21 protein-coding genes are annotated in these 23,888 nt (G+C 44.0%); 11 read left to right on the top strand and 10 right to left on the bottom strand.

Translation table 11 applies throughout. The features are described 5' to 3' along the window. Window positions 1–12: 12 nt before the first annotated feature. The 4 genes from AOU00_RS22375 to AOU00_RS22365 form a co-directional block, all read right to left on the bottom strand. Window positions 13–1,131: an acyltransferase family protein gene (locus AOU00_RS22375; RefSeq protein WP_069291700.1), complete on the bottom strand. Its 1,119-nt coding sequence runs from the start codon at window positions 1,129–1,131 to the stop codon at window positions 13–15. Beyond that, window positions 1,100–1,171, bottom strand: coding sequence for a hypothetical protein (locus AOU00_RS27765; protein WP_367987578.1), 72 nt, complete (start codon window positions 1,169–1,171; stop codon window positions 1,100–1,102). Before AOU00_RS27765 ends, AOU00_RS22375 begins: the two co-directional genes overlap by 32 nt. A gap of 139 nt (window positions 1,172–1,310) precedes the next feature. Then, window positions 1,311–3,128: an APC family permease gene (locus tag AOU00_RS22370; protein ID WP_061831344.1), complete on the bottom strand. Its 1,818-nt coding sequence runs from the start codon at window positions 3,126–3,128 to the stop codon at window positions 1,311–1,313. A gap of 193 nt (window positions 3,129–3,321) precedes the next feature. Next, complete coding sequence (locus AOU00_RS22365) at window positions 3,322–4,158, bottom strand: AraC family transcriptional regulator (RefSeq protein ID WP_069291699.1); 837 nt, start codon at window positions 4,156–4,158, stop codon at window positions 3,322–3,324. A 138-nt stretch (window positions 4,159–4,296) separates the two neighbouring features. Here AOU00_RS22365 and AOU00_RS22360 point away from each other — a divergent pair, with 138 nt between their 5' ends. The 3 genes from AOU00_RS22360 (at window position 4,297) to AOU00_RS22350 (ending at window position 8,465) form a co-directional block, all read left to right on the top strand. Further along, on the top strand, window positions 4,297–6,324 hold the full coding sequence (locus tag AOU00_RS22360; RefSeq protein ID WP_069291698.1) for a beta-galactosidase: 2,028 nt from the start codon (window positions 4,297–4,299) through the stop codon (window positions 6,322–6,324). A 68-nt stretch (window positions 6,325–6,392) separates the two neighbouring features. Then, on the top strand, window positions 6,393–7,619 hold the full coding sequence (locus AOU00_RS22355) for an MFS transporter (RefSeq protein WP_069291697.1): 1,227 nt from the start codon (window positions 6,393–6,395) through the stop codon (window positions 7,617–7,619). Between the two features lie 210 nt (window positions 7,620–7,829). Continuing rightward, window positions 7,830–8,465 carry a hypothetical protein gene (locus tag AOU00_RS22350; protein ID WP_069291696.1) on the top strand — a complete coding sequence of 212 codons (636 nt, stop codon included), beginning with the start codon at window positions 7,830–7,832 and terminating at the stop codon, window positions 8,463–8,465. A gap of 73 nt (window positions 8,466–8,538) precedes the next feature. Here AOU00_RS22350 and AOU00_RS22345 read toward each other — a convergent pair whose 3' ends face one another. From AOU00_RS22345 to AOU00_RS22325, 5 genes are all read right to left on the bottom strand, one after another. After that, window positions 8,539–9,369 carry a DegV family protein gene (locus AOU00_RS22345; protein WP_025718529.1) on the bottom strand — a complete coding sequence of 277 codons (831 nt, stop codon included), beginning with the start codon at window positions 9,367–9,369 and terminating at the stop codon, window positions 8,539–8,541. A gap of 21 nt (window positions 9,370–9,390) precedes the next feature. After that, complete coding sequence (locus AOU00_RS22340; RefSeq protein ID WP_061831339.1) at window positions 9,391–9,828, bottom strand: MarR family winged helix-turn-helix transcriptional regulator; 438 nt, start codon at window positions 9,826–9,828, stop codon at window positions 9,391–9,393. A gap of 347 nt (window positions 9,829–10,175) precedes the next feature. After that, on the bottom strand, window positions 10,176–10,757 hold the full coding sequence (locus tag AOU00_RS22335) for an NAD(P)H-dependent oxidoreductase (protein ID WP_061831338.1): 582 nt from the start codon (window positions 10,755–10,757) through the stop codon (window positions 10,176–10,178). A 72-nt stretch (window positions 10,758–10,829) separates the two neighbouring features. After that, the gene (locus AOU00_RS22330; RefSeq protein ID WP_061831337.1) at window positions 10,830–11,252 is read right to left on the bottom strand and encodes a MarR family winged helix-turn-helix transcriptional regulator; all 423 of its coding nucleotides are present in this window, start codon (window positions 11,250–11,252) and stop codon (window positions 10,830–10,832) included. Window positions 11,253–11,514: 262 nt separating this feature from the next. Beyond that, window positions 11,515–12,636 (bottom strand): NADH:flavin oxidoreductase, encoded by a 1,122-nt coding sequence (locus AOU00_RS22325; protein WP_061831336.1) that lies wholly within the window; start codon window positions 12,634–12,636, stop codon window positions 11,515–11,517. A gap of 180 nt (window positions 12,637–12,816) precedes the next feature. On the opposite strand from AOU00_RS22325, the gene AOU00_RS22320 reads away from it, so the two are divergent. Next, on the top strand, window positions 12,817–13,479 hold the full coding sequence (locus AOU00_RS22320) for a TetR/AcrR family transcriptional regulator C-terminal domain-containing protein (protein WP_081330745.1): 663 nt from the start codon (window positions 12,817–12,819) through the stop codon (window positions 13,477–13,479). A 95-nt stretch (window positions 13,480–13,574) separates the two neighbouring features. Here AOU00_RS22320 and AOU00_RS22315 read toward each other — a convergent pair whose 3' ends face one another. Next, window positions 13,575–14,726, bottom strand: a complete 1,152-nt coding sequence (locus tag AOU00_RS22315) for an iron-containing alcohol dehydrogenase (RefSeq protein ID WP_069291695.1) — start codon at window positions 14,724–14,726, stop codon at window positions 13,575–13,577. Between the two features lie 251 nt (window positions 14,727–14,977). Here AOU00_RS22315 and AOU00_RS22310 point away from each other — a divergent pair, with 251 nt between their 5' ends. The 7 genes from AOU00_RS22310 (at window position 14,978) to AOU00_RS22280 (ending at window position 23,833) form a co-directional block, all read left to right on the top strand. Continuing rightward, window positions 14,978–16,012, top strand: a complete 1,035-nt coding sequence (locus AOU00_RS22310; RefSeq protein WP_069291694.1) for a C40 family peptidase — start codon at window positions 14,978–14,980, stop codon at window positions 16,010–16,012. Between the two features lie 234 nt (window positions 16,013–16,246). Then, on the top strand, window positions 16,247–16,777 hold the full coding sequence (locus AOU00_RS22305; protein ID WP_069291693.1) for a GNAT family N-acetyltransferase: 531 nt from the start codon (window positions 16,247–16,249) through the stop codon (window positions 16,775–16,777). Between the two features lie 242 nt (window positions 16,778–17,019). Then, window positions 17,020–17,391 carry an iron chaperone gene (locus AOU00_RS22300; protein ID WP_069291692.1) on the top strand — a complete coding sequence of 124 codons (372 nt, stop codon included), beginning with the start codon at window positions 17,020–17,022 and terminating at the stop codon, window positions 17,389–17,391. Between the two features lie 170 nt (window positions 17,392–17,561). Continuing rightward, a complete protein-coding gene (locus tag AOU00_RS22295; protein WP_069291691.1) occupies window positions 17,562–18,239 on the top strand; it encodes a tetratricopeptide repeat protein in 678 nt (225 codons plus the stop codon). Window positions 18,240–18,465: 226 nt separating this feature from the next. Beyond that, window positions 18,466–19,878 carry an efflux RND transporter periplasmic adaptor subunit gene (locus AOU00_RS22290; protein WP_069291690.1) on the top strand — a complete coding sequence of 471 codons (1,413 nt, stop codon included), beginning with the start codon at window positions 18,466–18,468 and terminating at the stop codon, window positions 19,876–19,878. Beyond that, a complete protein-coding gene (locus AOU00_RS22285; RefSeq protein WP_069291689.1) occupies window positions 19,875–22,955 on the top strand; it encodes an efflux RND transporter permease subunit in 3,081 nt (1,026 codons plus the stop codon). Before AOU00_RS22290 ends, AOU00_RS22285 begins: the two co-directional genes overlap by 4 nt. Continuing rightward, on the top strand, window positions 22,952–23,833 hold the full coding sequence (locus AOU00_RS22280; protein ID WP_069291688.1) for a TetR/AcrR family transcriptional regulator: 882 nt from the start codon (window positions 22,952–22,954) through the stop codon (window positions 23,831–23,833). Before AOU00_RS22285 ends, AOU00_RS22280 begins: the two co-directional genes overlap by 4 nt. The last annotated feature ends 55 nt before the right edge of the window (window positions 23,834–23,888 follow it).

Genomic DNA, 23,888 nt, shown 5'->3' with positions numbered 1-23,888 from the left:
TCAAGTTGTAGCTTAGGCAACACTTTCTTTGACCGAATCTCCCTGCTTGCGCACAGGCTTCATACGTGATATAAGCTTTTTCCCCCAAAGGATGCCGGGCTGTTCAATCCACGAGTAGGTAAACCAAGATAGTCCGATGGTGACTAGCAACGTCATGATAAACATAAGTGTGAGGCTGACTAGGGGAGCAAAAGGTATTTTAACCTGTACGATTAGTCCCAGAGCCAGCATATGCGTCAAATACATGCTGTAGCTAAGGCGGCCGATCCATGACCATACCCGATTAAGCAGCCATATCGGCTGCCAGTGATACAAAGCATACGCTCCCAGTAGCAACCCGAAACCTATGAGATAATCGGTCATGCCTCCAAAAAATGCAAATAGCACAGAAACAAGCAGCAAACCTCCACTGACTCGGTCTATACTTTTCCAATGCCGCTCGTCTTTCCAAATGAAAAACAACAATATACCTAGCCCAAAGACAGGCAATTGATTCGGAAACCATAAATACAGATAGTGACCCCATAAAGAGTGATTACTAATCCATGGATATTGAGCAAATACCGTATTTAGACCGAAGCTTACCACAAGCAGCATCACGACAAACCAGGTCGCATGGCGGACTGATCGGATCAGCTTAAATAATAGGGGGATAAACAGATAAAACATACATTCCACCGCAATGGACCATTCCACACCAATAATGCTGTTGATCCAGTACGGATTCAGACCATTCAAAAACAGGACATGAGCAGCGATATTGGCGGCAGTGACTCCCACCTGATCTCCAAGCCAAAATCTTGGACCTGTCCCGTTCACAGCCAAATAGATTCCTAACATCACGTAATACAAAGGAGCAATCCGAAAAAAACGACGCAACAGGTAAGCTGAAATTCTTTCCCTCTTGTCACCTGAACGTCTGCTCAAGGACAGAAATAGTGTAAAAGCGCTGGCCATATAAAATAAAGCGACTCCTTTAGCTCCTATACTCAAGCCTTTTTGCAACCATCCGTTTAATCCGTCTACATGCTGGCTGACATGCACAAGTAAAACTCCAATAATAGCCAGCGCCCTCAGCGTATCTACAAATTGCAGCTTGTCATCTTCCATTTTCCCCGTGGCTTCGGGCATCGTATCCCTCCATAACAGTCTTAAATGATACATTTCGTATCTATAATACACAAAATGTATCACCAAAGTAAATATCTCCGTTATGCAAAAAAAACACCCTCCGACCGCAAGAAATGCGGCCAAAAGATGTTCATTTTGGTCATGCTATATTCAGCTGTACCCTACAATTGGCAGTGACTTTATTTGTTTAAATGAAAAGGAACGGTCGTTACTATCACGTCTTTATAATTAATCAAATAAGCTCTCATCAGTAAGCTGGTCTGATTATGCAGAATATTTTCCCACCAGTGTTTGGTGATGAATTGTGGAATGAGAACAGTGATATGGTCCTCGTCTGCTTTTTTCCACTCTACTGTATCGATGAACTTGCGAAGCGGATTAATAATGCTGCGATAACGGGATTTCAGTACCACCAAACGTATACCGACATCCCACTCTTCCCATTTCTGTTCCATTTTGCGAATCGCTTCATCATCCACACCCACATATACGGCAACCACATTGTCCGACAAGGTTTTGGCATAGCTGATCGTATTCATAACGACTCGCGTAATACCTGCCACCGGAATAATAATCGTATTTCCTTTCACCATAGGTTTATCCTTGGTAATATCAATGCGCAGTTGTTCAGCCGTATTTTTGTAATGCCTATTGATCTTCATAAAGAAATACAGAACCAAAGGCAGGAAGATAAAGATTACCCACACCTGGCTAAACTTGGTGAAGATAAAGATAAGCGTAATCGACAGCGTGGTCAGCATCCCAACCGTATTAATAGCAAGTTTGACGATCCAGCCTGGCGGTTTGAGCTTGATCCAGCGAATCATCATACCAAGCTGTGAAAGGGTAAACGGAATAAATACCCCTACCGCATAAAGCGGAATCAGATTTTCTGTGTTGCCGCCAAATACGATGACCAGCAATGCCGAGAAGATACTCAGAAACAGGATACCATTAGAGTATCCGAGCCGATCTCCACGGACCATGAACATGTGCGGCATGTATTTGTCCTTCGCGAGCATAAAAGCAAGCAATGGAAAGGCCGAATAGGCTGTATTCGCCGCCAAAAACAAGATGAGCGCCGTTACGCCTTGAATGATGTAATACATCACACCGCGCCCGAAAGTGGCGTTCGCAATTTGCGAGATGACCGTTTCATGCGGATTAGGACGAACACCGTACCAATAAGCCAGCAAACTAATTCCGATAAACATACACCCGAGAATCAAACCCATCATCATTAGTGTAGTTGCTGCATTTTTGGCAGCAGGCTTGCGGAAGTTCGGAATGGCATTCGAGACAGCTTCTACCCCAGTTAGCGCCGAACAGCCCGAGCTAAATGCCTTTAGTAAGAGAAACAGGCTGACGTTGGATACCGTAGCTCCAAATTGCGGTGCTGCAGCATGAGCTCCCCCTGCCACGTAATGAATGATACCGCTAATAATCAAAACAAAAATGGCAACAACAAATAAATAAATCGGTACAGCCAGCACCGAGGCAGATTCTGTCACCCCGCGCAAGTTCATAATAGTTAAAAAGATAATCATAATCAGAGCAATGGCGATCCGATGATCATGTAACGATGGGAACGCCGATGTAATGGCATCTGTACCTGCTGATGAGCTAACTGCTACCGTTAGAATATAATCGACCAGCAGAGATCCGCCTGCAATCAGACTCGGACTTTTCCCCAAATTGTCCTGTGCAACAATGTACGCTCCTCCGCCACCAGGATAGGAAAATATGGTCTGTCTATAGGACAGGATCAGAATGATCAGCAATCCCAATACCGCAATGGATATAGGAATGGAATACCATAGGGCAGCGAAGCCGGCTGTAATTAAAACCAGCAGAATTTGCTCCGTTCCGTAAGCTACAGAGGACAAAGCATCTGAGGACAGAATGGCCAGTGCCTTGAGCTTGTTCAGTTTCTCATCTTCAAGGGCCGTCGACTTTCGCGGACGACCGATTAATAATCTTTTGACTTTACTCAGCATTTCGTTGACTCCTTCTTTAGATGAGGGTTTTGCAAAAGGACTATGGATCTTATGTTTATTATGTCACCTGAACATCAGATTGATGAAACAAATGAACTATTATTTTATACTCCCTCATCCTGAAAAAAACAATAAGGAATGCTCCCTAAAAAGAGCATTCCCGAGTAAGAAAGAGTATTTCGATAAAATACCCTTATGTATACAGTAATTTGAACCTTTCAGGCGTAATTCCTTCAGCTCGGCGGAAAGTTGCCACAAAATGACTGGCATCTCGGAATCCTACTCGCTCCGAAATCTCCTTTACTGTTAATTGTGGATATTCCGTCATCATTTCCTTGGCCTTCCGCAGCCGAATTACAATCAGATAAGCATAAGAAGTCACACCAAACGCTTGCTTAAATAATGTATTTAAATGACGGGAACTGACATTCATCATAACTGCCATATCACCTAGGCCCACATCTGGACTGGCATAATTTTGCTCCATAAAGGCCAGTACAGGGGTTAAACGTTCAACATTATGGGATAGGGAAGGCATCGAGCTATGTTGTCCATGTTTACGCAGTAGAGTCAGAAAACGATACATATTGGCCGAAGCATCTAATCCAGACAAATCACGTTCACTAACCATGGAATGGAGCATAGTTTCCCCAAAGCTGTGTAGCTCGCTATCCGGGTCCCAATGATACCCACGCGTATGCTTCAATCCCAGTGCAGTCAATACAGCAGCGGCGATGGGGCCGTCAAATGTAATGTATAACGTTCGCCATACCTTGGTCGCCCGTCTGTATGCATGGGATTCCCCGGGCAGCAGCAGAACCCCGGACTGCTCTCCCAGACGGAAACTCCCCCCTTTAAATGTAAACATCCCTTCACCAGACACCGTCTGAATCCAGTGAAAGCACGGATAACCCTCTGGACGGGACACATCTTCCTGCCTGCTGTTAAATCCGATACTTTCAATAAAAAGGGGTAAAGAATGCTCACGCGTAGTTAGGAAAAATCTTAAATGATGGGGAGTTAAAATCATAAAAAGCACCTCCGGCGTATGCGGGTATGTATTTCACATGTAGATCCATATTGTTATATACACGTTCATTTTATTATATTTAAAAGCAGTTATTTGTATTATAAGATAGGATTATTCTTATATACAGAGGTGATTGGCATGATAAGCAGCAAACTTCCTAAAGTATTTTACGGTGGAGATTATAATCCTGAGCAATGGGATGAGGCCACGCATCAGGAAGATTTACGGATGTTCAGGCAGGCAGGGATTGATATCGCCACGGTCAACGTATTCTCATGGGCCAAAATTCAATCCGACGAAATCACATATCATTTTGAATGGCTGGATCAATTGATTGACAGTCTTTATGAAAGCGATATCTTCGTTTGTTTAGCTACTAGCACGGCAGCGCATCCAGCCTGGATGGCTACGCGTTATCCCGACATTCTGCGAGTCGATGCTGACGGGCGTAAGCGGAAATTCGGTGGCCGCCACAACTCCTGTCCGAACAGTCCAACGTATCGAAAATATGCGGAGCAGATGGCTGATCGACTTGCAGAACGATACAATAACCATCCCGCGATCCTCGTGTGGCACGTGTCCAATGAGTACGGCGGGGATTGCTATTGTGATAACTGTGCAGCCGCATTTCGGGTGTGGCTCAAGCAAAAATACGGATCACTGGAAGAACTAAACCGGGTGTGGAATACTTCCTTCTGGGGTCACACCTTCTATGATTGGGATGAAATTGTACCACCAAATAATCTGAGCGAGCATTGGGGAGAAAATCACTCGACCTTTCAGGGCATATCCCTCGATTATGCACGCTTTAATTCAGACAGTATGCTTGATTGTTATCTGCTGGAGTATAACGCGATTAAAAAACATGTTCCCGATGCCGTGATAACGACCAATCTGATGGGCTTTTTTAAACAACTGGACTATTTTAAATGGGCTAAGCACATGGATATTGTATCTTGGGACAGCTATCCCGGGGCCAATACTCCGATAAGCTATACAGCGATGGCGCACGATCTGATGCGCGGCTTGAAGGATGGGCAACCCTTTATGCTGATGGAGCAAACACCGAGCCAGCAGAACTGGCAGGCGTATAATTCGCTTAAACGGCCTGGCGTTATGCGGTTATGGAGTTATCAGGCGGTCGCGCATGGCGCGGACACGGTCATGTTCTTCCAGCTTCGCCGCTCGATCGGCGCTTGTGAGAAATTCCACGGGGCCGTCATTGAACATGCCGGGCATGAGAACACACGTGTATTTCGCGAGGTGGCACAGCTTGGCAGTGAGCTTGGCGCATTAGGCAACACGCTACTTGACGCAACCGTTAATGCCAAAGTAGCCATTTTATTCGATTGGGACAATTGGTGGGCTTTGGAAAAATCAAGCGGCCCTTCTGTCGCCTTGAAATATGTGGATCAGGTGCACAAGTATTATGCTCCCCTCTTCCGGCGGAATGTACAGGTAGATCTGGTTTCTGTTGATGCAGATTTCCAGAAATATGATCTCATTATCGCGCCTGTACTCTACATGGTCAAGCCGGGTACCGCCGAGAAGCTAGAACAATTCACAGAGCATGGTGGCACCTTCGTAACGACCTTTTTCAGTGGCATTGTTAATGAAAATGATCTGGTCACAACCGGAGGATATCCTGGTAAACTGCGTAACTTGCTTGGGATCTGGGTGGAAGAAATAGACGCGCTTCTGCCGGAATCACACAATCGCATTGTATTGAAAGATAAGGTGGGCGTATTACAAGGTGAATATAAATGCGGTCTGCTCTGCGACTTGTTGCATAGCGAAGGCGCCGAGGTGCTGGCCGAATACGGCGATGATTTCTATCAGGGCATGCCAGTGCTGACACGTAATCGTTTCGGTCAAGGTGAGGCATGGTACGTTGCTTCAGATCCTGAAGAGACTTTCCTTGATGGCCTACTGGGCTACATTTGTGAGCAAAAAGGGATTTCATCCCTACTGCGCGCTCCTGCGGGTGTAGAAGCCACTGTACGGACCAAAGATGGAAAATCATATCTATTCGTTCTGAATCATAACGCCCAGACGCAGCAATATCATCTGGATGATCAGAAAGGGAACGAGCTGATCAGCGGTAAATACCTAGAAGGAGATATTTCTATTGAAGGTTACGGCTTTCAAGTACTGGAGCTATCATAATCACTCAGATTTGACTCATGCAGTCAGATTGCTGCATGAGTCAAATCTAGGTATCAAAGGAGTTCATCATGAAACGACTGCTATGGATCGGCAGCTTGTCTTATTTTTTAATCGGCCTGGCACACGTGGTTGTAGGCTCCCTACTGCCTGTGTTGTTAGAGCATTACGGTAGAAACTATACGGACGGCGGAAGCCTAATCTTCGCTCAATTTTCCGGTTTTCTGGGTGGAGTCCTGCTGTCGCCGTGGCTTGCCCGGCGTTTCGGCAAACGCCGAAGTCTAGTATTCGCCCTGCTCCTGCTGTGCGCGGCTGAAGTGCTGTACTCATTGCTGCTGCCTTGGGGTTGGCTATATGCCGTCGGGGCAGCAGCCGGGTTTGGCTTCGGCATGGTAGAAACACTCATTGGCACTATTATTATCAGCGGTATTACTCAAGGAACGGGCGCGGCGATGAGCCGTCTGGAAGTCTTTTTTGGGATCGGCGCGTTGGCTATGCCCGCTATCGCCAGCCAGCTCATTGCTCTCGGTTGGTGGCGATTGGCCTTTCCCATCATTTCCATGTTTGCAGCCATGACCGTCATAGCTTGGCTGCGTGGGTCCTTCGGCACGCTGGACGCTTTATTAGACCAACAGGAACACCGAGGTGACAACCATGCGCGTTCCACCAACTCACCCAAATCCCCCACGGTGGAGGCTTCTAAAGGTAGCCCTATAGGCAATTGGAAGCTACTTGCACTATTTATCGTCTTTTTCTTTATCTATGTAGGAACAGAGATGAGCCTGGCTAATTTCCTGCCCTCCATGTTCATCGAACGTTTGGGTCTCACACAAGCCGAAGCAGCACTGAGTGTCACCTGCTTCTGGTTAGCAATGGCTACCGGCCGGTTATTCACAGGCTACATTGCCGATCGATACGGCTACGGTGTCTTTGTCGCCCTGAGCTCGCTGGCAGCGACTTTGCTGCTATGCGTGTTCCCGCTGATCAAAGGCACTGCCGGCGCCTTTATCCTTATTGTACTGCTGGGGCTGGGCATGTCCGGGATCTTCTCCATCGCACTTGTTTTTGCCAGCAAAATGATGCCAGGCACCGAAGAATCCACCACCAGCCTACTTATAGGCGCAGGTGGAGTTGGAGGAGCTCTGCTGCCTTTATGGCTCGGAAATAGCATGGATCGTGGTGGAGCAGTCTCATCGGCGTGGTTGCTGGCAGGCTTCGCCTGCATCCTGTGTCTGCTTGGGGGCATCTTGTACGCCCTATATGTGCGCAAAAAGCGGCTTCAAACCGCTTCATCATGATACACGTCTCTACTGGCGCCTTTGTCTGTTCCTTGGTTATCATCCAAGTGCACATTCAAAGGTGCTTTTTTACATACTAGACGAATGTACCTTGTACAGCAGCCTGTTTTTAGTCAAAATAGATCGTTTCCTATAGGTCACAGGACAGATATCCATGCCTCCTCTAGATGAATGGAGTAGTATACAACAAACCATATGGAGGTGTTTGTATTGGGTCATCCTGAATTAAAACGAAAAAAAGGCCGTAAAAAAAATGTTTTTGTCCGTGCCTGGTTTGATAAGTTAGAAAAAAAGTTTGAGGAAAAGCCCCCAAAGAGAAAAGGCCGCTCGAAACGGAAAGGGTTCGGGAAAGACATCATCGTCAAAAAGCAACTTGTAAGCGTGAATATTAATCATGGCGCTTTAGGGCCTGAAGGGGATTCTGGAACTATAGGTGATTTAGCGCAGTTCGGTTATATTTATAATGTGAAGCCCCAAGTTGTTCCGATTGAAAGGGATGTCATTTTGGATACAAACGGTATACTTACACCTGGAATTGCTCATGTTCCAGGAACTACACAGATTGCTGTATCCGATGCTGGAAAATATGAAGTTCACTTTTCGGTGTCCGGTGTGGAACCTAACCAATTCGCCCTCTTTATTAATGGCGCACTGTCTGAGGGAACTGTATACGGCTCAGGAGCCGGGACACAACAGAACACAGGGCAAGCCATCCTCGCTCTGGCATGCGGTGACGTCCTTACTTTGCGAAACCATAGCTCTACTACTGCTGTTACCCTGCAAACACAAGCCGGAGGAACTCAAGCCAGCATAAACGCTTCTGTCCTCATTAGAAAATTGAGATAGGCTTGAACTCCCGCAAAGTCTCAGTGTACTAAAAAGGGTTTATCCATACAGCGAGGATAAACCCTGAATATTTTTAAAAGGCCATAATGATCCCTTTGTCATTGGCGTACATTGAACTAATCCCTCTGGTGGACACAATATGAATATCTTTAAATTGATAGCGTTTCTTCAGCGCATTCATTAATTTTTCCGCCAGCCCAGGATTATTGCAGTGAGTAATGACGATGCTTTCTCCTTCGGTAGCCCGGCCACTTTTTTCAATAGTATCTGCCAGCTTTTCGATAATTTGATTCTGACCGCGTGCTTGAGTAAAAAATGCGATATTCCCGTCACCATCCGAGCCTAAAATAGGCCTGATATGCAAGAGTGAAAGTATCTTTCCAGTGATTTTATTCATTCGTCCGTTCTTAACCAAATTATCCAGATTTTCTAAAACAAAGTAGGTTTTCATCTTGCTAATAAAGCTCTCCAGGGAAGAAATAATTTCGCTTTTATGGTATCCCTCGTCAATCAACTTGCGTAGTTTTAGAGCTAACAAGAGCTGTCCAGCCGAAGCGCTTTTCGAATCAAATACATGAACATCCGCCCCTTCTTCTTCCGCCATATCTTTTCCTACCAATGCACTGGAATACGAACTGGACAGGTTGCTGGATAATGTAATGGCAAAAGAAGTATGCGCACCTTGAAAGGCTTCCTTATACAGCATAGGTGACGGTGATGCGGATCCAATTTTGGTTGTACAGGCTTTCATTTCTTCCATAAACTGAGGCAAGTCCAATGTGTCATCATCTACAAAGCATTTATCTCCCAGCGTCATATTCAACGGAATCGTAGTAACTTGCATCTCTTCTCTAAGCTCTCTCGTTAAATCACAGCAGCTATCCGCTATTATTTTATATCTCACACGGTACACCCTCACATTATGTTATTTTTCAATAGAACGCGCATTCATAATACTCAAAGAAAGCTCAATTAACCGTATAAATTCCTTCACATTCTTCTCACCCAAACCAACCACAAGCGCTTCAAAATAACCTTCAATTCCCTCTTGCTTCTGTTTGATCAAGGATTCACCATCTACTGTGAGCCTTACACACATTCGTCGTCTGTCATGCTCAGACATTTCCATAGTCACATAGCCTTTTTTTCTTAATCCCGTAAGCGCTGCCGTAATTCTTGATCTGGATACATGCAGATGATCGCTGAGCAAGGAAGGATTAATTTCATCATCCCGATGCTGAACTAAATATTGAAGCACATGGTTTTCCCCCTGAACAAGCTCCGTCAGGCTACTGAATAATTCCATGCCATAAATCCGGTTAACGGATTCTCTCAATTCGTCCCTTAGTTCATAATCTTTCATAGTGAACCTCCGCCACACACATAATACATACAGTTAACTATTAATACTATGTACTATAATGAATTGCCCACGATAATAACAATGAAATATTTGTGAATTTTAATACAAGGGTTAATGAGCTCAGCGTCGAATAAGAAAAAATACGCTTGATCACCTCTTGCCAGTTTACGGTAAAGGAGTTGTTACATAAGATGAAACGGTTTAGATGCTATTACAAATTCAAAAGATCTATGGACCGGGATGTTGGAGAAATATAAGCATTTACAAGAAAAGGCCAACCACTAAATACGGGTTGACCTCATCATTTAAAAGAATGTCTTACGTTTCTAAGAGAACATAAACTGACTTTACAGAACCGTTTTAACCGTGTCTTGGACTTGCTTCAGCAGTCCTTTATAGCCATCTTCATCAAGGTAACCAATACTTCCAAGCAGTAAGTGACCGACGGATTCAATTCCAACGAAATCAAAAATTCCCGTATCTGATGTGATCTTCAATCCTGCGGTCATACCGATTTCATCGTAGATCGCGTTGGGAGTACCGTGTGTATTCACGATAAAACCTTTTTTACCTGTAAGCAGCTTATTAATCCCTTCTACACCAGCCGTATATGCAAAGCCGTATGCAAATACACGGTCAACGTAACCTTTCAGGATAGCCGGAAGACCTGTCCACCAGATGGGAGAAATAAAAGTAATCGTATCCGATTGTGAGATGTATTCCTGCTCCACTTTGATATCAGCCGGGGTTTGCCCTGCTCTCATAGCGGCAGTATCCTCAGGTTTTAATACAGGTTGAAAATCAAGGGCATACAGATCGCGTACAACGACTTCGTCACCTTTTTCTTTCAAGGTATTTACAACCGTTTCGAGTATCGCATGATTAAAGCTTTCTGCGTTAGAGTGAGCATAGATGATAAGATGTTTCATTTTAATAACCTCCCGATGTTTTATTGTTATTTTGATATTAATATAGATATCTATACATTTACTTAAAAAAATTTATAATCTGTTTTTGACATGCTCCAGCAGATATTCCAGCTGTTCTTTTTCTTCATCTTTGAGACCACCATAGATGGTTTCTTGTAATCTGTTGGAGATCATCTCAAATATAGGCTCTATCTCTCTTCCCTTATCGGTCAGAAATATCAGGGTAACTCGACTATCCTCCCTTTCTTTTTTTCTTTCGACATACCCCAACTTCACTAGCTTGTCGATCAAAACAGTGACAGTGGGTTGCTGACGAGAAATTTTTTGCGTCAATTCCTTAATGGAAAGCCCGTCCTTTTGATAAAGGAACATTAGAATTCCACCATGAGTAGGAACAATCCCTTCAATTCCATTCGCTTCAAGCTCAGACACAATCAATTTATTGATTGAGTCTCTAATGGTTCCTATCAGTGCAGCTGCATTATTTTTTAACATACAAGCATTATTACATAGACATCTATATATATCAAGTATTGATGTCAGTCTGATCTGGTATTAGTATATGAATGATTTGAAAGAACTAGGATTAAGTCTGTTATAATGAGTTCTAAATTAGATAGGAGCTTGATGGTTCATGATGGACTACTATCGCAGACGCATAAAAAAGCCAAAATACCAAAGTTCCTTACCTGACTTTGAGTATTTTGGCTTACAGTGTTATTTATGAAATGAAGAGGTGTTCAAAGTATGATATGTTTTAGTTGAGCGTTTGAAGTAACTCAGGTGTAAAGGTTTGAAGATCATGAATTCGGCCTTCACGTATTTTCGTAGCCCAAGCAGGATCTCCCAGAAGCGCACGCCCAACAGCTACCAGATCAAATTCATTGTTGTCCAGCCGTTCCAGAAGTTCATTAATATCTTGGTGTCCTGCCCCTTTTCCTTCCGTATAACTTACAAAATCCTCATCCAGACCTACAGAGCCAACCGTAATCGTGGTTTTTCCAGTCAGCTTCTTCACCCATCCGGCAAAGCTCAAATCGGAGCCTTCAAATTCAGGTACCCAAAAGCGACGTGTCGAGCAATGGAAGATGTCCACGCCCGCTTGTACTAACACATTCAGGAGCTGCCCCAGTTTATCCGGTGTATCGAACGGCTTTGCATTGTAATCATTCATTTTCCATTGGGATAGACGCATGGCAATAGGGTAGTCAGGGCCAACCTCAGCACGAATAGCTTCCACAAGCTCAATGGCGAATTGAGCACGTTTTATGATATCACCACCATAGCGATCCGTACGTTGGTTCGTTCTCTCCCAAAAGAATTGATCAACCAGATAGCCGTGTGCTCCGTGAATTTCAACGCCGTCAAAGCCCAGTCGTTTTGCATTCGCCGCTGCATCGACATAGGCGCCAATGACCTTGGCAATTTCTTCTTCTGTCATCGGCTCGGTCACTTTATTGCCTTCCAGATCCAGCCCCGATGGACCAATCGATAGCGCTTCGGGATTCGGCTGAGATCCCAAAGGACGAGCCATCCCCATATGCCAAAGCTGTGGGAAAATTTTACTACCAGCTTCATGAACCTGTCTGACCACTTCAGCCCAACCGTTTAAAGCCGCTTCCCCATAAAAATTAGGTATCCTCGGCTCACTTGTTCCAGCCGGATGGTCAATCACTGCACCTTCAGTAATAATAAGGCCTACATCATTCTCTGCACGACGGCGATAATAAGCGGCTACATCCGGTCCTGGCACACCATTTGGTGAAAAAGCGCGGCCCATTGCAGGCATTACAATACGAGTCTGTAAGGTCAGATTATGAATAGTATAAGGTTGAAATAAAGATTCTGTTGAATGGACATTTTGCGGTTGATTACTCAAGGATTGTACCTCCTCATTTTCTTTTATCGTTTTAAAGGATTATATATAAGGCTCGTGCATCATCAAACGGGGTGCAAGTAAAATGTTAGCAATGTTTAATTTATCATTCAACCGACAAAATGTTCATTCTGTTGCTTAACCAAAAGGGTTATGAAATTGTTGTATATCTAAATTCACTTGTTGACAAAACAACACATGTTTATAATGGGGAAATCATTTGATTTACCTGAAAGGAGTGTCTTGAGGATGCCTGGTGTAACTTCACCCAACCCAAACGATCCGCGCGTCATTCGAACACGTAGATTAATTCTCGACGCATTCGTTGACCAATTAAATAAGAAAGACTTCTACACGATTACGATCAATGACATTACCCAAAAAGCCACCATTAACCGTGCCACGTTCTATGCACATTTTCAAGATAAATATGCACTGCTTGAAACCCTTTTGTCAGACGCATTTTTGGAGTATGTTATCAAGAGGATTGATGCTGAGGCACGTTTGTCGGAGGAGACCATTCAGAAACTTATTCTTTCGTTATGTGACTATCACGACTCAAGTAATCAATGCGTTCATAAATATAATTCAGTGGCACCGATCCTGGAAGAACATATTAAGAATCAATTAGAGCAATTCATACTTCAACTCATAACAAGAGAAGCCAATAATACAGACCAAAGAACGTTAGAACTTGCCGCGAACATATTAAGCTGGTCCATTTATGGTGTAACCTTTCGTTGGAATGCGGAAGGGAAAAAAGAGTCTCCTACAGCTTTAGCCGAGAGAGCTGTGCCATTAATCTTCAATGGGGCTGTCTTATCTCTAGTCTCACAAATCTCTTAGTAGAAAATGCAAATAAAAAGGGCCGTTCCCAGTATTCTTCGATCATTTCCTGGGACAGCCCTTATAGTATTTAGTAAAATAATTGTACCTTTTATTTAAAGAATTTTCTTAAACATCTCGATAACTTGTTCTTTGCTAGGTATGAACGGATTGCCCGGAGCGCAAGCATCCTTCATTGAGTTCTCGGCAAGCAGATCCAAATCCACTTCATTTACACCCAGTTCAGAAAGTTTGGAAGGAATCCCAACTTCCTTCGACAGGTCTTTGATTCTTTGGATTACATAGTCTGCGCATTCCTTATCCGTTTTCCCCTTATCTTCAAAACCGATGACCTTAGCGATGGCACGAAATTTCTCTGGTACATGCTTGGCGTTCTCCTCCTCCACAATCGGCAGCAGCATGGCATTGCAAACACCATGAGGCAAATCGTATACGCCGCCAAGCTGATGCGCCATCGCATGAACGTAACCCAATCCAGCATTATTAAATGCAAGTCCTCCCAAAAAAATAGCGTATACCATTTGCTCACGTGCTTCTATATCATGACCGTTGCTCACCGTACGAGCCAAATGATTAAAAATAATCTCTACTGCTGCCAACGCAGTCGCATCCGTTACAGGATAGGAGCCTGGCGTAACCAAAGCTTCAATAGCGTGAGTCAAAGCATCTAGTCCTGTAGCTGCCGTTAATGCGGCGGGTTTATCTACCATCAGTTCAGGGTCGTTGACCGAAATCGTAGCTACACTATTCTTATCAACCATAACCATCTTGACCTTGCGCTCTTCGTCCGTAATGACATAATTAATCGTGATTTCAGCCGATGTTCCTGCTGTGGTATTAATAGCCACAATAGGAAGCGATTTATGCGTGGATTTATGAACGCCCTCATACTCGGTTATATGTCCCCCATTGGTAGCAATAATGCCGATTCCCTTAGCCGTATCCTGTGGTGATCCTCCGCCAATCGAAATTAAAAAGTCACATCCGTTTTCTTGCAGAAACTGAACACCATCATGTACATTTTTACAGGTCGGATTTGGTTTTACTTCATCGTATACCGTATAGTTCAGTCCAATATCATCCAGCAAAGATGTAACCTTGCCTGCAATGCCACTCTTCATCAAAAATTTATCCGTAACGACTAGAGCTTTGTTTAAATTCAGTTCTTTTATATACGGCCCAACTTCATGCAAACATCCCGTTCCCATAAGATTGATAGATGGTACAAAAAATACATGTGCACTCATAAAAAATCGGCCTCCTAAGGATTCACTTCTTGATGCCTCTCTAATTATGGAATCAATCTCTAAAGTGAAATATTTCACAAATATAATTTTATCTTTACTTTATTTTGATGTCAATAATAAAACACAGATATTTTTTTGTTTTATTTTTGTTTGTTTTGTTTTTTTGAATAAATCCAATATTTGGTGCACAACTAATCGGAGGCAGTCTCGTACAACTTAGATGAACACATTCACAATGAGGTGATAACAGCATGACAATCAACAAGAAAGTATTGCTGGCTCTGCTGGCGGTATCACTGCTCCAAGCTCCCCCCTCTTATGCAAAGTCGGTACGGACGACTCCGGTGACAACCGTTTATGTAGATGACCGCCCGCTTCAGCTTGCCGTCCAGCCGCTGCTGCTAGACGGGACAACGCTCATCCCCATGCGCCAGTTGTTTGAGGCGCAAGGAGCCAGGCTTTCCTGGGATGGATCCGGCAAAACCGTAACGGCAACCAAAAACGACACTGTGCTGACCTATCGCATCGGGGAACTCGCTGCCACCTTAAACGGCGATACGCTGTCCCTGAATGTTCCAGGACAGATTGTTGAGGGCAACACGATGATTCCACTGCGTTTTGTAAGCGAAGCACTTGGGAGCACAGTAAAGTGGGAGGCCTTGACCCGGACCATCCGAATTGCCTCCAGGGGCGATTTTTTCACAACGGTTCTTTTCGGGGTCAACCTGCGCAGCAAACCGGATTCATCGATAGCTTCCTCTTCCCTACGGCTTATTCCAGCCGACGAAAAGGTTCATGTCATTCGCGAGGTCAATGCTCTCTGGCTGGAAGTGCGCACTAAAGACAACCTGACCGGATACATATCGGCTAAACCAAAATACAGCGATTATACCAGCCCATCCCTGGTGGAACGACAAGGAGATGAACTGATCGCCTATGGAGAGAAATTCCTTGGTACTCCTTATGAATTCGGAGCAGCAGGCGGCCAGACATCGACCTTTGATTGTTCTTCATTTGTGAAGGAAGTGTTCCGGCACACGCTCTCTATCGACCTCCCCCGTGTCTCTTACGATCAGGCTAAAGAAGGCCGGAAAGTCGGGCTGAACGAGCTGCGCAAAGGCGATCTGCTGTTCTTCAGCGCACGCGGCCTGGAGATCGGCCATGTGGCTATCTATGCAGGGAACAACAAGTTGCTGCATACCTTCTCCAAAGAACGCGGCGTTCATTTTGACACGCTTGACGATAAATGGCAGAAACGTTTCGTCACAGCGCGCAGACTGTTTTAGGACGAACCAGATAGCCAATAACAGGAGGATTCCAGTACCACATTCATTATCTTCTGATTGCCTTTTGCCGGACGCCTCCCTTGCGGTTTGCGTTCAGGCGGCAAAAGGTCTGGGTTCATTGTTAAATGGAGGTCTAACGTTTAAAGGCTACGAACGCATAAAAGATTGGATTGAGATGTTAATCGTTTTAAAATACTAAGTAGAGTCTGTTGATTATAGACAGGAGGAATCGTTATGCAATTTGAGACAAACCGGCTCATCATTCGTGATATTGTCAGATCTGATTGGGAAAGTATACATACGTACACGTCATTGCCTGAAGTTACTAGATATACAGCCTGGGGACCGAATACAGAAGAAGATACAAAGGCATATATAGAACAAGTTCTAGCTTCACAGCAGGAACAGCCACGACAAGACTACGAACTAGCCGTTTGTCTGAAAAATAATGGAATCCTGATCGGCGGTATGGGTATTCATGTCAAAGATACTAATGCAGAATTGGGTTACGTTTTGAATCCAGATTATCAAGGGAAGGGTTATGCAGCAGAGGCAGCACTAGCGTTACTAGACTTTGGATTTAGCACACTTGCTGTCCACCGTATTTATGCAACATGTCGTCCAGAAAACAAGGCTTCTGAGAAGGTTATGCAACAGATCGGAATGCAACGTGAAGGTTTGATGCGTGAACACTGGTACTACAAAGGCGAGTTTCATGATTCATATTTGTACTCTATTCTTGCTGAGGAATGTAACAGGACATAAAAGGTGTTTTTTTATATCTAAATATATTTTTATATTTTTCAACAGACCATTACTCCTTAAGAAATATGTTGCTGCGATAAAATGATAGTTAAACCCTTTTGACTATCTAGTTTGAAAATATATATAGTTGGAAATAGGTGTTGTTAAGAATCTGTCTGAGCCATTCTGTGAGGAGTTTTAACGACAAATAGGTTTGAGGAACTTTTCTGAACGATATAATTTTTAATTAAGGAGGGAACAACATGGAAGCTTTTGCAGAATATTTAGCGCATATTCTTAACCCCCAACATCGGGCTCGAACGCAAGAAGTTTTGGCTTGGGTAACCAAGAAGTTTCCAAATTTAATGGCAAAAATTGCGTGGAGTCAGCCTATGTTTACGGATCACGGCACATTTATTATTGGCTTTAGCGTAGCCAAACATCATTTGGCCGTTGCCCCTGAAAAGGCAGGGATTAATCATTTTTCTGAGTTAATTGTGCAGGCTGGCTATGATCACACCAAGCAGTTGGTACGTATCCAGTGGGATAGTCCAGTTGATTTCTCATTACTTGAGAAAATGATCGAGTTTAATATTTTGGATAAGGCAGACTGTTCAACCTTTTGGCGGGGATAAAAAAAGGTTCCTTTTCTCGTAAAACTATACATCGAGCATCACAAATAAGTATGTTTCTTCTCGCTCCTCTACCATCCTTCCAAATCTATCATGCTAATGACCCTTAAAGTAACACTATGCTATAATGTGGAAAGTATGGATTGTTACATGCACAGGAGGATTGGAGCAAAATGATTGGGAAATTTTTAATTTTCTCTCTACTATGGAGTTTGCTCGGCAACCCGTTTTTGGCAATGCTCGTACTCCTAATCGTGATCTACATATTGGATCGCAGCTTTGTCGGTGTATTGCCCAGCATCAGCAAACCATGGAAAAGAAGACGCAATGCCGCTCGATTGCGCCAACAGATTACGCTAAACGCCAACGATGTGGCTGCCAAGTTCGATTTGGCTCGTATCTGGATCGAAAGCAAGAAATATCCTCAGGCTTTGGAGCTGTTATTGGAAATTCAATCCCGTTATGAAGAATCAGCAGACTATTGGAACGCACGGGGAACGGCTGAAGTACACACAAACCATCTGGAGGTTGGAGAACAGCATTTATTGAAAGCACTGGACATTAACCCACGAGTGCAATACGGTGAGCCTTATTTGCATTTAGCCGCTGCTTTCAAGGAACGCGACGTAAATAAGTCACTTCATTATCTGCAGCAATTTCAGGAAATTCAGTTTTCCTCCAGTGAGAGCTATTATCTGACAGGCCTGATGTACCGTATGCTGGGACGCAAGGATGAAGCCACTGTAGCCTTTAACCAGTCCATTGCCGTCTATCGCTCTCTGCCCAAATACCGCAAACGAAGTGAGCGCAAGTGGGCTGTACGCAGCTTATTCCGTAAATTAGTCGGCTAAACAGCTATATTTATTTTCTTAACGACCTTTCTCTTCTTTTGAGAAAGGTCGTTTTTACGTTTGTCTACCATGTACTTCCACGGACCTGAATCTGCTCCCTTTCGCATCCTGAATTTGGGACATTTTTTTGTAATCAGTTGTTGACATGCCACAAATCAGGTCATATAATCCGCTTATGAACTAATGAGTTTATAAATAAACTTCAAAGTACAAAAAGACAGAAAGGATGATCATCTTGTTAAAACCCAGTCTCTACATATCTGCTATATTCATTCTTCTGTTCACCTCAGCTTGCTCATCTACAGGATCGAGTAATAATGAAGCAGCAGAACAACAAAAGCAAAAGGTGGAAGCGATGGTTGTTAAAAAAGAACCGCTGTCTGCTTCTTTTGACCTTTCAGGCACACTACAGCCCTATGAGGATACCTCCGTATCTTTTGAGTTATCCGGACTGATTCGCGACACAGTAGTCAATGTGGGAGACTCCGTATCCCAGGGGCAGATCTTGACGATGCTTGATTCATCCAGCTACCAGCTACAACTGGAGCAGGCTAGTACAGCTATTCTTGAAGCACAGGCAGGTATCAAAAATGCTACAGCTGCCATTTCAAGTGCAGATGCCTCCATTCAATCCGCCGACGCGCAAAAGGCAGCAGCTCAAGCTGGAGTTAACAAAGTGAACAAGGGTGCCCGTGAGCAGGAAAGGGCACAGGTCCGTACCAAAGTGCAAAGAGCACAGTCCGCTTTGACTAAAGCACAGGCTACCGCTGAACGCACCAAGCTTTTATATGATCAGGGAGCTGCAACCAAAAACGATTATGAAAATGCGCAGCTCGCTTTGACCAATGCCACCAAGGACCTGGAGGATACACAAGAAGCCCTCTCCTTAATCCAGGAGGGGGCAACATTGGAAGATCGGCAATCGGCAGAATCCAGCCTACAGCAAGCCCAAGCTGGGAAAGAAGCTGCTATCGCTGCGAAGGAACAGGCTGGAGCCTCCCGAGATAACTCAACTGCGGCATATCAGCAAGCGGTCATTGCCAAAAAGCAAGCCGAACTTTCCCTCTCCAAGACAGCTTTAAAAGCCCCCATTTCCGGCGTTATTCTGGAGAAAAAAGCAACGGTGGGACAATTGGCGAGCGCTGGACAGCCGGTATATCGTATCGGACAAATCGACAAGCTCAAGGTGCTGCTCCCTGTTCCCGATCATGAAATCACGAACTGGAAGCAAGGTCAGATAGTCCAGCTTCAACTGTACGATGAGAACAGAGAAGGAACGGTCAGTAAAATTTATCCTGCCACCAACACCAATACGGGCAGTATCAACGTGGAAGTGATTGTTCCTAACCCCCAGCATGATTGGGCCCCGGGACAAGTCATAAAGGCAGGCCGCCAACTGACTCAGAGTGAGCAAATTTTGCTCCCAGCCAAAGCTGTCATTAATAACGGTACAGATACTTTTGTCTATAAAGTGGTGAACAACAAAGCGGTCAAGACGATCGTGAATGTCGGTCAGATGTCCAACAATAAGCTCGAAATTACCAAGGGACTGAATGTCGGGGATCGTATCGTTACCACCGGAGTAAACCTGATCTACGATGGGCTGCTCGTTCAGATCATGGGGGGAACGAGCAAATGATTGCATATTTTATCAAAAAGAAAAAACTGACCCTTTTTATTTTTATCATGGCGATTGTTGCCGGGCTATATAGTGTCTCTCAACTTCCCCGGCAGGAAACGCCGGATATTATCAAGAAAACCGCTGTGGTCACGACCCTCTACCCTGGAGCTACACCCCAAAAGGTAGAACAAACGGTCACGAAGCCTCTGGAACAAAAAATGAAAGAAATCAATCATATTAAAAAGATTTCTTCTACATCCGAAAATGGACTTTCGACGATTATCATTGAGACAGAAGGCAACGCCAATGCCGCAGAAGTCTGGGATACATTACGCAAAAAAATGAACGATGCCCAATCTTTTCTGCCCACAGATGCTCAAAAGCCTGTCGTTAACGATGATTTGAATAAAGTATTTATCCATTCCTACGCCATCACGGGGGACTCTGTGGAGCAATTGTATCAACTAAATGATATGGTGATATCATGGAAGGATCAATTAAAAACCATTCCCGGTGTATCGGAAGTAACAATCAAGGGATTACCGGATCAAGAGGTTCAGATTCAGATTGATGCTCAAAAGCTCCAGCAGTACCATATCAGTTGGGAACAGCTCATGAGTGCAGTGCAGAAGGAAAATGAGCAATATCCGATAGGCAATCTGGATTACAATGAACGTACCTATCGCTTGAATGTAAAGCAGTCCAAGGATGCTCAGGATTTGAGTAAAGTCATTATTTCCAGAACGGACAGCGGCGCTCCTGTGTATCTCAGTGATGTGGGCACCGTATTGCTTACACATAACACCAGCAGCTATATGGCCTTTTTTAACGGTAAACCAGCTATTACGCTGACGATTAACGGTAATACCGGCTCTGACGTAGACACGATTTATAGCAAAGTAAATAAAGAAATGCAGTTGTTAAAACCAGATCTGCCTAATACGTTTCAACTGAATACGTTATTTTCACAGACCGAGCGGATTGATCATATTTTTCATGGCTTGACCCGTGAATTGCTGTTTGCCATTGCGGCGGTTGTGATCGTATGTACATTGGGCTTGAATCTGATTACATCCTCTTTTGTGGCACTGGCTATTCCTATTTCAATCGCCATAGGTCTCATTATTCTCCCTATGCTCGGAATAACATTGAATCAGGTTACGGTCATTGGCTTAATTATTGTAATGGGGATTCTAGTCGATGATGCTGTGGTGGTTAATGATAATATTGAACGCAGAATGATGACCTTGGGCGAGAGTCCCAAGATAGCAGCATTAAATGGAACGAAAGAAGTTTCCATTTCCATTTTGACCGCAACCCTGGCAACTGTAGCCTCCTTTGCCCCGCTGTTCTTTTTATCAGGCGATGCAGGCTCCCTTATCAAACCACTACCGTTTGCTGTTATCTTTACGTTATTGGCTTCCATGCTTATGTCCTTTACCGTCATCCCAATCTTTAGAGAATGGTATGGACAACGAAATCAAAAAACGCCCAACTCCACCATGAAGCCGTCGGGACTGCTGGGAAAACAAATTGATGCTCTTCGTAACGTATATACCAGCAAGCTGATTCCGAGAGTCATTAAGCAACCTGGATTATATGCTGCATTAGGATTATTGATCAGTACCACGCTGTACGGCATACTTGCTCTGATTCCGATCGACCTGTTCCCCAGAACCAACGATCCGGAATTAAGCATTAATGTGCGTATGCCTACAGGTACTTCTATAGAAGAAACCAAGCGGGTCACCGAGGATATTGCCAAATGGGTGAAGCAGCAACCTCATGTGGAGACGATCAGTTATGCGGCTGGCGGCGACGCTCCCCGGTTGTTTCAAGATATGACCGCTGACGCCAAAACAGGCACAACCGTGGGTCAAATTGCTATTATTGGGGAAGAAGGTGCATTTGATCCCGATGAAATGGCAGACAAATGGCCCTCCATCTTAAAGGATCGTTATCCGGGTCAATCTATTTCCTTGAAAATAGCCAAAGTAGGGGTGCCTCTCGGTAAGCCGATCTCCATTCGGATTTTAGGCAATGATGTAGATCAGTTGCGTTCGTTGTCACAGCAGTTAAAAGAAGGCATTATGGCTACCAGAGGAACACAGGACATACAAGATAATATGGAAAATGAAGGATATACGTTAGATTTCCAAATCAACAAACAAGCGATGGATCAATATCAGGTAAGCAATAATGATCTGACACGTACACTCTTGTTAATGGGTAATGGCGTGAGCTTTAGCCGATTTGATACGGGGAAAGATTTGATCAATATTAAGCTGAAGCTAAGCCAAACCGATCAAAATCCTGAAATTTTGTTTCAGCAATTGAATGTGACCAATGCCAATGGTATTCAAATCCCTTTATCTCAATTGGCTGAGTTGAAACCATCCTTTGCAACACAAAAAATTAACCATTATAATTTAAAACGTTCGATTACTGTTGAAGCTGAAGTTCACGGGCGTACAGCTTCCGAAGTCATGAAGGATGTCAAGCTTAAATTGCAGGATATTAAATTTCCTCCAGGCTACACTTGGGAAATTGGGGGCGAGATTTCAGGACAAGATGACATTTTATCAGAAATAGGATGGTTATATGTTGTCGTCATACTATTAATCTTCATGCTGATCTTTTTGCAATTTTATTCTTTCTCGACTCCACTCATCATATTGACTACCGTGTATATGGCAGCAGCAGGCGGATTTCTTGGCTTGTTCATTCTAAATATGCCGGTTAGTTTTATGGGCGTGTTGGGCTTAATGACCTTGGCAGGTATTGTCGTACGTAACGGCATTGTGCTGATTGAGTTTATTGAGGATGCAAGACGTGAAGGGATCGAACTGAAGGAGGCCGTTGTTGCAGCGACCAAAGCGCGTTTCCGCCCCATATTGCTTACTTCACTGACAGCCATTGTCGGTCTGATTCCGATTGCTCTTATTGGGGAACTTATGTTTAGACCTCTGGCGTATACCATTATGTTTGGATTGATGTACTCGACCATTCTTACGATGTTTGTGGTTCCGTCCCTGTATATGGTTATTGCCCGCTGGAAATTAAAAAGTCAGAGCAAAAAATTGGGGGTACAATGAAAAAAATAACAAGTGAAGATATCATATATGCTGCCCTTTCCCTATTTTCAGAAAAGGGATACGATACCACCTCGGTCGATGAAATTGCCCGCGAAAGCGGGATGGTGAAGGCTTCCTTTTATAAATACTTTCAAAGTAAAGAAGAGTTGCTGCTGGGGACAATCGTCCTGATTGAAAAACTTCTTGATGCAGATATTAAAGAACTTTATTTGAAGCACCAGCTACCTTCCCGTGAAAAGTTGAGACAACTGTATTTGATTGCGCTGGGCCGGATTTATAAGAATAAAGTTCATTTACTGGTATACTCCGTCCCTTTAATCGGTTCTAAGGAAGAAAAAATCGCACAAGCCATTGATCGTGTTGAACTTTATTTGTCTAACGTGATGGTTGATTTCTTAATTGATGCTTATGGACAATCTATACGTGACTATGCGTATGATATTGAGTTTGTCGTCAAAAGCATGATTGTCAATTCCCTCCGATTGAGCGATTCAGAGCTGTCCTGGACGGAGCAGCAAACACTGGCTGAATTTATGCTCAGCATTACGGATATGCTGGCACAAGGAATGCTGAGCCCTGATGTTCAACATCAAATCATGTGGGGCCGCGATTCCGTATTCCATGAAGATTCTGATCAAATCTGGACCAAGGGAAAACAAATCTCCTATGCACTGCAACGTATGGATACGGTTCTGAAACAAACTAAATTAAATGAAGCTGCCCGGAATGAATATGTGCAAATCCTAAGCAGATTAAAGGGTGAACTCTCGGAAGAAAACGTGGAAATAGCTCACGTGAAAGCCCTCCTTCTATTTTTGGGTCAGCTGCCCGAGTTACTGGAAGACTGCACCAAGCTGAAGGCTATATTGGAAGTTTAGCACGCCGAAATGCAGAAAAAGAGGTTCATGATGGTCAGTTTCTACTGCCATCATG

Source organism: Paenibacillus polymyxa (assembly GCF_001719045.1).
Lineage (GTDB): Bacteria > Bacillota > Bacilli > Paenibacillales > Paenibacillaceae > Paenibacillus > Paenibacillus polymyxa_B.
The sequence above is the reverse complement of the archived record's forward strand: the minus strand, read 5'-3'. Positions and strand labels throughout refer to the sequence as shown.

Excerpts from the sequence above, each read along its gene's own strand:
- AOU00_RS22375 (WP_069291700.1), bottom strand. The coding sequence starts at position 1,131 with ATGCCCGAAGCCACGGGGAAAATGGAAGATGACAAGCTGCAATTTGTA.
- AOU00_RS22370 (WP_061831344.1), bottom strand. The coding sequence starts at position 3,128 with ATGCTGAGTAAAGTCAAAAGATTATTAATCGGTCGTCCGCGAAAGTCG.
- AOU00_RS22365 (WP_069291699.1), bottom strand. The coding sequence starts at position 4,158 with ATGATTTTAACTCCCCATCATTTAAGATTTTTCCTAACTACGCGTGAG.
- AOU00_RS22360 (WP_069291698.1), top strand. The coding sequence starts at position 4,297 with ATGATAAGCAGCAAACTTCCTAAAGTATTTTACGGTGGAGATTATAAT.
- AOU00_RS22355 (WP_069291697.1), top strand. The coding sequence starts at position 6,393 with ATGAAACGACTGCTATGGATCGGCAGCTTGTCTTATTTTTTAATCGGC.
- AOU00_RS22340 (WP_061831339.1), bottom strand. The coding sequence starts at position 9,828 with ATGAAAGATTATGAACTAAGGGACGAATTGAGAGAATCCGTTAACCGG.
- AOU00_RS22335 (WP_061831338.1), bottom strand. The coding sequence starts at position 10,757 with ATGAAACATCTTATCATCTATGCTCACTCTAACGCAGAAAGCTTTAAT.
- AOU00_RS22330 (WP_061831337.1), bottom strand. The coding sequence starts at position 11,252 with ATGTTAAAAAATAATGCAGCTGCACTGATAGGAACCATTAGAGACTCA.
- AOU00_RS22315 (WP_069291695.1), bottom strand. The coding sequence starts at position 14,726 with ATGAGTGCACATGTATTTTTTGTACCATCTATCAATCTTATGGGAACG.
- AOU00_RS22310 (WP_069291694.1), top strand. The coding sequence starts at position 14,978 with ATGACAATCAACAAGAAAGTATTGCTGGCTCTGCTGGCGGTATCACTG.
- AOU00_RS22305 (WP_069291693.1), top strand. The coding sequence starts at position 16,247 with ATGCAATTTGAGACAAACCGGCTCATCATTCGTGATATTGTCAGATCT.
- AOU00_RS22300 (WP_069291692.1), top strand. The coding sequence starts at position 17,020 with ATGGAAGCTTTTGCAGAATATTTAGCGCATATTCTTAACCCCCAACAT.
- AOU00_RS22295 (WP_069291691.1), top strand. The coding sequence starts at position 17,562 with ATGATTGGGAAATTTTTAATTTTCTCTCTACTATGGAGTTTGCTCGGC.
- AOU00_RS22290 (WP_069291690.1), top strand. The coding sequence starts at position 18,466 with ATGATCATCTTGTTAAAACCCAGTCTCTACATATCTGCTATATTCATT.
- AOU00_RS22285 (WP_069291689.1), top strand. The coding sequence starts at position 19,875 with ATGATTGCATATTTTATCAAAAAGAAAAAACTGACCCTTTTTATTTTT.
- AOU00_RS22280 (WP_069291688.1), top strand. The coding sequence starts at position 22,952 with ATGAAAAAAATAACAAGTGAAGATATCATATATGCTGCCCTTTCCCTA.